The sequence below is a fragment of the Treponema endosymbiont of Eucomonympha sp. genome (genome assembly GCF_001028545.1).
In genome coordinates this window covers 1-667 of sequence record NZ_BBPW01000377.1, presented here as the reverse complement: position 1 = coordinate 667, position 667 = coordinate 1, and the positions used below count along the sequence as shown (strand labels likewise).

The 667-nt window shown below is 59.5% G+C and carries 2 protein-coding genes; both read left to right on the top strand.

Annotated elements, in window-relative coordinates; translation table 11 throughout:
• Positions 1-398 (top strand): amino acid--tRNA ligase-related protein (locus tag AWU74_RS07155; RefSeq protein WP_306701065.1); only part of this gene is annotated, 398 nt, incomplete at its 5' end.
• Between the two features lie 29 nt (positions 399-427).
• Positions 428-631 carry a heavy-metal-associated domain-containing protein gene (locus AWU74_RS07150; protein ID WP_062328722.1) on the top strand — a complete coding sequence of 68 codons (204 nt, stop codon included), beginning with the start codon at positions 428-430 and terminating at the stop codon, positions 629-631.
• Positions 632-667 lie beyond the last annotated feature (36 nt).

Sequence of the window (667 nt, the reverse complement as noted above, 5' to 3'; positions counted from 1 at the left end):
GGGACTTGCAGAGCGAGCACGAAAAATACCTGACCGAGCAGGCGTACCGGAAGCCGGTCATCGTTACCGATTATCCGAAAGAGATTAAAGCCTTTTACATGAAGCTGAACGGAGGCGGCAAAACCGTGCGGGCGCTGGACGTGCTGGTGCCCGGTCTGGGGGAAATCATCGGCGGCTCCCAGCGCGAGGAAGACTGCGGCGCGTTGCTGTCCCGCATGACCGAATGCGGGTTGTCCCCCGACGATTACTGGTGGTATCTCGACCTCCGGCGATTCGGCACGGTGCCGCATTCCGGCTTCGGGCTCGGCTTTGAGCGGCTTTTAATGTATGTTACCGGCATGACGAACATACGCGACGTGATTCCGTATCCCCGCGCCCCTCGTCAGGCTGATTTTTAGGGCTGCGCCGCAGCAAAAGGAGTTATAGCATGAAGACAGTGTTGCAGATTGAAGGCATGTCGTGCGAGCATTGCGTCAAGCACCTTACCGAGGCGCTGGAGGGCGTTGCGGGCGTAAAATCCGCGTCCGTCAGCCTGAAAAAGAAACGCGCCGAAGTGAAACACGGCGACGAGGCGACTCTCGACGCGCTGAAAGCCGCCGTAGTATCCGCGGGATTCCCGGTCGCCGAGTAGCCATGGTTCGGGCGCTGCCGAATGACCGCGTTCTTT